The organism is Streptomyces sp. NPDC028910 (assembly GCF_055564955.1).
Genome location: NZ_JBVHVF010000024.1, coordinates 108,093 through 116,620, shown reverse-complemented (window position 1 = coordinate 116,620; position 8,528 = coordinate 108,093). Strand labels below are relative to the sequence as shown.

Here is an 8,528-nt window from a genome sequence, read left to right as displayed (position 1 = left end):
CCGCGGGACGGGCCCGCCCCACCCCGCCCCCGAGGGGGCGGGTGGGCAACCACCGGCCAGGAGCGGGGGGTCGAGGGGGTAAAAGTCCCGCACGCGCGGGACCCCGTACCGCCCCCCGCCGCTCAGAACGCCGGGCGTTCCGGGTCCAGGGTGGCGCGGCCCTGCGCAGGAGAGGAGGCTTCGGCGAAGCGGCGTTGCGGGATGCGGCCCGCGCGGAAGGCCAGGCGGCCCGCCGAGACGGCGTCGCGCATGGCGGCGGCCATCAGCACCGGCTCCTGCGCCCGGGTCACCGCGGACGCCAGCATCACGGCCGCGCACCCCAGCTCCATGGCCAGCGCGGCGTCCGACGCCGTGCCGGCCCCCGCGTCCAGGATCACCGGGACCCCGGCCCGTTCCGTGATCAGCTCGAAGTTGTGCGGGTTGCGGATTCCCATCCCGGACCCGATGGGGGAGCCGAGCGGCATGATCGCCGCGCACCCCACGTCCTCCAGCTTCCGCGCCAGCACCGGATCGTCGTTCGTGTACGGGAGGACCGTGAAGCCCTCGTCCACCAGGATCTCGGCGGCGTCCAGCAGCTCGACCCCGTCGGGCAGGAGGGTCCGCTCGTCCGCGACCACCTCCAGCTTGATCCAGTCCGTGCCCAGCGCCTCCCGGGCCAGCCGGGCCGTGAGTACGGCCTCGCCCGCCGTGAAGCAGCCCGCGGTGTTGGGGAGGACCGAGATGTCCAGCTTCGACAGCACCGACAGCACGGAGCCCTGGACCGTGGGGTCCAGCCGCCGCATCGCGACCGTCGTGAGCTCGGTGCCGGACGCGACCAGGGCGCGTTCCAGGACGTCCAGGCTCGGGGCCCCGCCCGTGCCCATGATCAGGCGGGAGGAGAAGGTCCGGTCGCCCAGGGTGAAGACGTCGTCCGCCATGCCGCTCAGCCCCCCTGCACCGCGGTGAGGATTTCCACCCGGTCGCCCTCGCCCACCGGCGTGGCCGGCCACTGCCCGCGCGGGACCACGGTCTCGTTGAGCGCGGCGGCGACGCCGGAGGGGGCCGCGGTCAGGGTGGCGACGACCGTGTCGAGCGTGGTGCCGGCCGCGACCTCGCGCGGCTCGCCGTTGACGGAGATGGTCATGCGTACGACTCCTGACGTGCGGCGGAGAACCGGCGGGGGGTGAAGGGGCGGGCAACCTCCGGCAGTTGGCCGGTGGCCAGCAGCTCGGCCAGGACATCGCCGGTGACCGGGGTCAGCAGCACCCCGTTGCGGTAGTGCCCGGTGGCCAGGTGCAGGCCCGGCAGGTCGGTCGGGCCGAGCAGCGGGGCGTTGTCGGGCGAACCGGGACGCAGCCCCGCGCGGGTCTCGGTGAGCGGGAGTTCGGTGATGCCGGGCACGAGCTCATGGGCGTCGCGCAGGAGTTCGTAGACCCCGCCCGCGGTGACCGTGGTGTCCCAGCCGAGTTCCTCGCTGGTGGCGCCGACGACGAGCTCGCCGTTCTCGCGCGGCACCAGGTAGACGTGGCTGCCGCGCACGACCGCCCGTACGGTCCGCGACAGGAACGGCGCGTAGGCGGCGGGCACCGCGAGGCGCAGCACCTGGCCCTTCACCGGCCGTACGGGAGGCATCACCTCCGGTGGTACGCCCGCCAGCCGGCCGCTGAGCGAGCCCGCCGCGAGGACCACCTGGCCGGCGCGCAGCTCCGTACCGTCGTCGAGCAGGGCGCCCGTCGCCCGGTCGGCGGTGGTGAGCAGCCGCTCCGCGCCCGACCGGTAGATGATCACGCCGGCCCGCTCGCAGGCGGCCAGCAGGGCGGCCGCGAGCCGGCGCGGGTCGACCTGGTGGTCCCCGTCCACGCGCAGGCCGCCGCGTACGCCCGGGGCCAGCATCGGCTCCAGGCGGCGGCACTCGCGTCCGGTGAGCCACTCGGACTCCAGGCCGCAGCGGCGCTGCAGGGCGTGCAGCTCGCGCAGGTGGAGGCGGTCGTCGGAGTCGAGGGCGACGGCGAGGGTGCCGCAGGCGCGGTAGCCGATGTCCATGCCGCCGCTCGCGTCGGCGAGCTCGGCGGCGAACTGCGGATAGCGGGCGGCGGAGGCGAGACCCAGGGCCAGCAGGGCTTCCTCGCCGTAGTGCAGTTCGGTGACGGGGGCGAGCATGCCGGCCGCGACCTGGGCGGCGCCGCCGCCGGGCGCCGGGTCGGCGAGTACGGTGCGCAGCCCGCGCGCCGCGGCCCGCCAGGCGGTGACCAGACCGATGATCCCGCCCCCGATGACGAGGGCGTCGGTTCCCCTGTCGGTTCCCCTGTCGGATCTTTTGCCGGATCCTTTTCGAGATGAGTGCATGGGCGTCCAGCCCCTCCCTTCGCCGGCATGACCCGGATCAGGTTCGTACGGTCGGAGGCCGGCCAGCCTCCCTCTCAGCCCGGTGCGCCGGACTCCCGCGATAGGTACGGTGGCCAGACTAACCCGGCCGCGAACGGCGGGTAAGGCGGCACCTGTTCCTGACGGAGCGTCAGATGATTAGGCTGGCGACGTGAGCGAGCAGACGGAAAAGAATCAGCGCGGCGTCGTGATCGCCGGCGCCGGAATGGCCGGCGTGCAGACCGCGGTCGCCCTGCGCGAGCAGGGCTTCACGGGCCCCGTGACCCTGCTGGGAGCCGAACCGCACCAGCCCTACGACCGACCCCCGCTGTCCAAGGCGGTGCTGCTCGGCAAGGCCGAGGACTCCGCCTTCGACGTGGACTTCGAAGGGCTCGGCATCGAGCTCAGGCTCGGGACGGAGGTCACCGGGCTGCGGGCCGCCGACCGCGAGCTGGACACCGAGGCGGGACCGGTCCCGTACGAGGTCCTCGTGCTGGCGACCGGCGCGCAGCCGCTGACCCTGCCCGGGACCGAGGGCGTCCCGGGCGTCCACCTGCTGCGCACCCTGGACGACGCGGCCCGACTGCGGCCGGTCCTGGCGACGGCCTCCCGGACCGTGGTCGTCGGGGCGGGCTGGATCGGCGCCGAGTTCGCCACCGCGGCCCGGGAGGCGGGCTGCGCGGTGACCGTGGTCGAGGCGGCGGACCGGGTGCTGGCGGGGGCACTGCCCGCCGAGGTCGCCGCGCCGATGGCGCGCTGGTACGCGGAGGCCGGCGCCGAGCTGATCACCGGCGCGAAGGTCACCGGCATCGAGGAGGGGAGGGTCCTGCTCGCCGACGGGCGCGCCCTGCCCGCCGGCGCGGTCGTGGTGGGCATCGGCGCGCGTCCGGCCACCGGATGGCTGGCCGGGAGCGGGGTGGAACGGGGGCCCGACGGTTCGATCACCGCGGACGCCCACCTGCGGACCTCGGTGCCCGGGGTGTACGCGGTCGGCGACTGCGCCTCCTTCCCGTCCGCGCGGTACGGGACGCGGCTGCTCGTGCACCACTGGGACAACGCGCTCCAGGGGCCGAGGACGGTCGCGGCGAACATCCTGGCCGGGGGGCCCGCCCAGGTCTACGACCCGGTGCCGTACTTCTGGTCGGAGCAGTTCGGGCGCTTCGTGCAGTACGCCGGGCACCACGGGGTGGCCGACACCCTGCTCTGGCGCGGTGACCCGGCCGAGCCGGCCTGGTCGGTGTGCTGGCTGCGGGAGGGCGCCCTGGTCGCGGTCCTGGCGGTGGGACGGCCGCGGGACCTGGCGCAGGGGCGCCGGCTGATCGAGGCCGGTGTGCCCCTCGACCCCGCCAAGGTCGGTGACCCGGGGACCCCGCTGAAGTCGGCCTCGGCCTGACGGGCGACCGGGGCTCCGCGCCTCAAACGCCGGCGGGGCTGAAAAGAACGGGGCTCCGCCCCGGACCCCGCGCCTCAAACGCCGGCGGGGCTGAAAAGAACGGGGCTCCGCCCCGGACCCCGCGCCTCAAACGCCGGCGGGGCTGGATGTGCCCGGCGGGGCTGGATGTGCCCGGCGGGGCTGAAAGTGCGGGGCTCCGACCCGGACGGGTCGCTCCGGTACCGGCGGGCAGTCCGAGATGGCAGGCTTGTACCCGTGACCGAGATTGACGCAAAGATCGATGCCCTTGTCCCCTCGTGGCTGTACCTCCCCGACATCGCGGAGATGCTCAACGTCGAGGTGACCCGGGTCCGCCAGATGGTCAAGGAAGGGCAGCTGATCGCCGTGCGCCGCGGCGAGAACCGTGCCCTGCAGGTGCCCGCCCCCTTCATCGACGGCGACAAGGTCGTCAAGGGCCTGGTCGGCCTGCTGACCGTGCTGCGCGACGACCGTTTCACCGAGGAGGAGATCCTGGAGTGGCTCTTCACCGAGGATCCGACCCTGCCCGGCACCCCCGTGCAGGCGCTGAGCGAGAATCGCGGCACGGAGGTGAAGCGCCGCGCGCAGGCGCTCGCCCTCTGACCTGATCCGCATTCGCTCCACCGCGGTGTACGGGCCCCTGCCCGTACACCGCCTCCACCAGGGGGGTACACCCATGCAGCTGTCCGACGCCCGGCTCTACCTGTGCACGGACGCCCGCAAGCGGCAGGGTGACCTCCCCGAATTCCTCGACGCCGTCCTGGCCGGAGGCGTGGACATCGTCCAGCTCCGCGACAAGGGCATGGAGGCGGGGGAGGAGCTCGAACACCTCCAGGTCTTCGCCGAGGCCGCCCGGCGCCACGGCAAGCTCCTCGCGGTGAACGACCGCGCCGACGTCGCCCACGCCATCGGCTCCGACGTCCTGCACCTCGGCCAGGGCGACATCCCCGTCCCCGCGGCCCGCGCCATCCTCGGCGAGCAGGTGCTGATCGGCCGGTCCTGCCACGCCGAGGAAGAGGTCGACGCGGCCGTCGCCGAAGCCGGCGTGGACTACTTCTGCACCGGCCCCTGCTGGCCCACCCCCACCAAGCCCGGCCGCCACGCCCCCGGCCTGGACCTGGTCCGGTACGCGGCCTCCCTGGAGCAGGACCGCCCCTGGTTCGCCATCGGCGGCATCGACAGCACGAACCTGGACGAAGTGCTGGACGCCGGCGCGACCCGCGTCGTGGTCGTCCGCGCCCTCACCGAGGCCACCGACCCCGGTGCGGCCGCCGCGGAGCTCGCCAAGCGCGTCCGGGCCCGGCTCGGCTGAGTCCTGTCCGCCCGGACAGCCGTAGCGCGCCCTAGCGGATTCAGATCGGCTTGGCCAGCGCCGGACGCCCAAGTGTCCAAAAAGGTGTCCAAAAGGCGGACACGGCTTCGGTGTCCGCCGGGCCGCGTCTAACCTGCCCCCATGGCCTCTGGTACCGCTTCCACCTGGTCGGATCGTGCGCACACGGTCCGCGACCTCCTCGTGTCCGGGCGCTCGTACTCGTTCGAGTTCTGGGCCCCGAAGACGGAGAAGGGCGAACGCAACCTCTGGAACGCCCTGCGCCGGGTCGAGGCGGTATCGCCCAGCTTCGTTTCCGTGACCTACGGAGCCGGCGGCTCCACCCGCGGCGGCACCGTCAAGGCCACCCAGCAGATCGCCGCGGACACCACCCTGACCCCCGTCGCGCACCTCACCGCCGTGGACCATTCGGTCGCTGAGCTGCGCAATGTCATCGGGCAGTTCGCCGACGCCGGGATCCGGAACATGCTCGTCGTGCGCGGCGACCCGCCGGGCGACCCGATGGGCGAATGGGTCGCGCACCCCGAGGGCGTGCACTACGCCGCCGACCTGGTCCGCCTGGTGAAGGAGTCCGGCGACTTCTGCGTGGGCGTCGCGGCCTTCCCCGAGATGCACCCGCGTTCGAATGACTGGGACACGGACATCCGGCACTTCGTGGACAAGTGCCGCGCCGGCGCGGACTACGCGATCACCCAGATGTTCTTCGATCCGGAGAATTATCTCCGGCTGCGCGACAGCGTCGAGAAGGCCGGCTGCGAGACCCCGATCATCCCCGAAGTCATGCCTGTTGTGGGGATCAAGCAGCTCGATCGGCTGCCCCAGCTCAGCAACGCGGTCTTCCCCGCGAAAGTGAAAGAACGCATGCTCGCGGTCAAGGACGACCCGGCCGCTGTACGCTCCATTGGCATCGAGTTCGCCACGGAGTTCTGCGCGCGGCTGCTGTCCGAGGATGTCCCGGGGCTGCACTTCATCACGCTGAACAATTCCACGGCGACTCTCGAAATCTACGAGAACCTGGGCCTGCACCAGCGGGCCTGAGCGGCCGTCCCCCGTTCCCGCGCCGGCGGCCGTACCGAGAGGGGCCATGCATGGGAATGACGGTCCTCTACATCGCGTTCGGTTTCGTCGCGCTGTGGCTGCTTGCCGAGGTCCTGATGCAGTACAAGGCCCGGCTCCGCTGGCGCCTGCTCGCCTTCGCCGGCTTCGCCGGCGTGGTCGCCGGGGTGGTGCTGCCCTCGGTGCCGGTCATCGGCGCCGGCGCGGCGGCCTTCGCCGTGGGACAGACCCTGGTCACGCTCTCCTTCCGCAAGGGCTTCGTCGCCGGCTGGGCGCTGCGCCGCGGCGGGGAGCCCGTACGGCAGTCCAGACGGCGCCGGTCCGGGAGCGCGGCGGCCGCGGCGCCGGCGCTCCGGGTCACCGACCTCGAGTACGAGGCCGTGGACGGGGCCGCGGACGAGAGGGAGTTCCGGGCCGCGGCCGAGGAGGTCTACAGCCCGCAGCCGGTGCCCGAGGAGACCGGGTCCTACGGGATACAGAGCTTCGCGCCGGCCCCCGACGCGGGCCAGACGGCGGGCTTCGCCTCGCCGTTCACGACGGCCGAGCAGGACGCCCACCAGTACGCCGCGTACTACGACCCGCAGAACCAGGGCGGCTCGGGCGGCTACGACTACTCCGGCGGCTATCCCACGGGCGAGCAGCAGCAGGTCTACGCCGCCTACTCGGACCCGTACATCGGCACCGGTGGCGCCGTCGCCCCGCAACAGCCGTACGACTACACCCCGTACGCCGACTACGGGCAGCAGCAGTACTCCATGGACACCCCGCCGGGCGGGGTCTGGGTCCCGCAGCAGCGGTCCACCGACGAGTACGGCCGGCCCTACCCGGTGGAGGAGCAGGCGCAGCCGCCGCAGCAGCAGTACCCGTACCCCCAGCAGGGCGAGTACGAGCAGTACCGCTACTGAGGAGGCCGGGGTCGGGGCCGGAGTCCCGGCCGGGCCCGGGTACGGGCCGGTTCACTGCGAGCCGCGGAACCGCGCGCCCTCCACGATCAGCCCGGCCACCAGGGCCCCGGTCATCCCGGCGTGCGCCAGCCCGCCGCCGGGATGCGCCCAGCCGCCCGCCAGGTACAGCCCCGGCACGGCCGTGGTGTTGGCCGGGTGGAGCAGCCGGCCCCCGGCCCCGGCGAGGGCGGGCGGGGGCACCGCGCCGCCCACGGCGCCGGTCGCCGCCTCGACATCGGCCGGCGTGCGCACCTCGTGCCACAACAGCCTCTCCCGCAACCCCTGTACGGCCTTCTCCGCGAGGTTCAGCAGCTCGGCGGGCTCCGAGGTCCCCGGCCCGTGCACGGCGCTCACCGTGACCGCCTCGTGGCCGTCGTCGGGCCGGGTGGCGGGGTCGTCCGGGCGCATGACGGTGACCTGCGCTCCCGGGGCGTGGACGAGGGTGCGGTGGGCGGCCGTGCCGGGGCGGGCGCCGCGCAGCGCGAGCAGGAGAGTGATCCGGCCGGGTACGCCCTCGCCGCGGGCCGGGACCGCGTCCGGCGGCCACGGCAGCGAACCGGCCGGCAGCTGCCGGGGGTCGATCCCGCAGACGACGGAGTCGGCGGCCACTTCACTGCCGTCGGCCAGCAGCAGCCCGGCCGCCCGGCCGCCGCGGACCAGGACCTCCCGCACCTCCGCCCCGAAGGCGAAGACGACCTTCCGCTCCAGGCAGCGCTCGTACACGGCGGTGGCCAGGGCCCGCATCCCGCCGCGCACGTACCAGCTGCCGAAGGTCTGCTCCATGTACGGGAGCACGGCCGCCGAGGCGGGCGCGGTGGCGGGGTCGATCCCGTAGGTGCGCACCAGACCGGTCAGCAGCTCCGCGAGAGCGCCGCCCAGCTCCCGGTCCGCGACCTCGGCGAGGGTCGGTGTCCGGCGGCGCAGCAGACCGCTGCGGCGCAGGGCCGGATACGGGTCGGTGCCCAGCGACCGGCGGGCGCCGTCCCGCAGGGGCTCCTCCAGAAGCGGGCGTCGGGTGGCGTCCCAGGCGTCCCGGGCGCGGCCCAGCACGGCGTTCCAGCGCTCGCCCGCGCCCTGGCCGAAGGAGGCGTCGAGGGCGGCGGCGACACCGCCGCGCGAGGCGCCCGGGAGCGTGACGTCGATGCCGTGGTGGGGAAGGACGTGCCGGACGGCGGGGTCCACCTGGACCATGTCGACGCAGTCCTCCAGCGACCGCTTGCCGGTCTTGACGAACAGGTCGCGGTAGACGGCGGGCAGGTGCAGCAGCCCGGGCCCGGTGTCGAAGGCGAAGCCCTCGCGCTCGTAGCGCCCGACGGCTCCGCCGTAGGTCGTCCCGCGCTCGTACACCGTCACCTGGTGCCCTGCCACGGCCAGCCGGGCCGCCGTCGCCATCGCGCCCATGCCGGCGCCGATCACCGCAATTCGTGCCATGCGGCCGAGCCTA

At 74.0% G+C, this 8,528-nt stretch carries 9 protein-coding genes and 1 riboswitch; of the genes, 5 read left to right on the top strand and 4 right to left on the bottom strand.

The window, feature by feature from the left end:
• Positions 1 to 122: 122 nt before the first annotated feature.
• The 3 genes from ACZ4TV_RS26130 to thiO all read right to left on the bottom strand — a co-directional run bounded on the left by ACZ4TV_RS26130 (position 123) and on the right by thiO (position 2,325).
• Entirely contained in the window at positions 123 to 917 is a 795-nt protein-coding gene (locus ACZ4TV_RS26130; protein WP_468137333.1) for a thiazole synthase, read from the bottom strand.
• Between the two features lie 5 nt (positions 918 to 922).
• Entirely contained in the window at positions 923 to 1,123 is a 201-nt protein-coding gene (gene thiS, locus ACZ4TV_RS26125; RefSeq protein WP_468137332.1) for a sulfur carrier protein ThiS, read from the bottom strand.
• Positions 1,120 to 2,325 (bottom strand): glycine oxidase ThiO, encoded by a 1,206-nt coding sequence (gene thiO, locus ACZ4TV_RS26120; RefSeq protein ID WP_468137331.1) that lies wholly within the window; start codon positions 2,323 to 2,325, stop codon positions 1,120 to 1,122. The genes thiS and thiO overlap by 4 nt, the downstream gene beginning before the upstream one ends.
• Positions 2,323 to 2,434, bottom strand: a riboswitch (TPP riboswitch). It overlaps the preceding gene by 3 nt.
• Positions 2,435 to 2,515: 81 nt before the next feature.
• Here thiO and ACZ4TV_RS26115 point away from each other — a divergent pair.
• The 5 genes from ACZ4TV_RS26115 to ACZ4TV_RS26095 all read left to right on the top strand — a co-directional run bounded on the left by ACZ4TV_RS26115 (position 2,516) and on the right by ACZ4TV_RS26095 (position 7,045).
• Positions 2,516 to 3,736, top strand: a complete 1,221-nt coding sequence (locus tag ACZ4TV_RS26115) for an NAD(P)/FAD-dependent oxidoreductase (protein WP_468137329.1) — start codon at positions 2,516 to 2,518, stop codon at positions 3,734 to 3,736.
• 255 nt (positions 3,737 to 3,991) lie between these two features.
• A complete protein-coding gene (locus ACZ4TV_RS26110; RefSeq protein ID WP_468137327.1) occupies positions 3,992 to 4,357 on the top strand; it encodes an Rv2175c family DNA-binding protein in 366 nt (121 codons plus the stop codon).
• A 73-nt stretch (positions 4,358 to 4,430) separates the two neighbouring features.
• Positions 4,431 to 5,066, top strand: coding sequence for a thiamine phosphate synthase (gene thiE / locus ACZ4TV_RS26105; RefSeq protein WP_468137325.1), 636 nt, complete (start codon positions 4,431 to 4,433; stop codon positions 5,064 to 5,066).
• Positions 5,067 to 5,207: 141 nt separating this feature from the next.
• The gene (metF, locus tag ACZ4TV_RS26100) at positions 5,208 to 6,122 is read left to right on the top strand and encodes a methylenetetrahydrofolate reductase [NAD(P)H] (RefSeq protein WP_468137324.1); all 915 of its coding nucleotides are present in this window, start codon (positions 5,208 to 5,210) and stop codon (positions 6,120 to 6,122) included.
• Positions 6,123 to 6,172: 50 nt separating this feature from the next.
• Positions 6,173 to 7,045, top strand: a complete 873-nt coding sequence (locus tag ACZ4TV_RS26095) for a hypothetical protein (RefSeq protein WP_468137322.1) — start codon at positions 6,173 to 6,175, stop codon at positions 7,043 to 7,045.
• Positions 7,046 to 7,096: 51 nt separating this feature from the next.
• Here ACZ4TV_RS26095 and ACZ4TV_RS26090 read toward each other — a convergent pair whose 3' ends face one another.
• Positions 7,097 to 8,515, bottom strand: a complete 1,419-nt coding sequence (locus tag ACZ4TV_RS26090; protein WP_468137321.1) for a phytoene desaturase family protein — start codon at positions 8,513 to 8,515, stop codon at positions 7,097 to 7,099.
• Between the last annotated feature and the right edge of the window lie 13 nt (positions 8,516 to 8,528).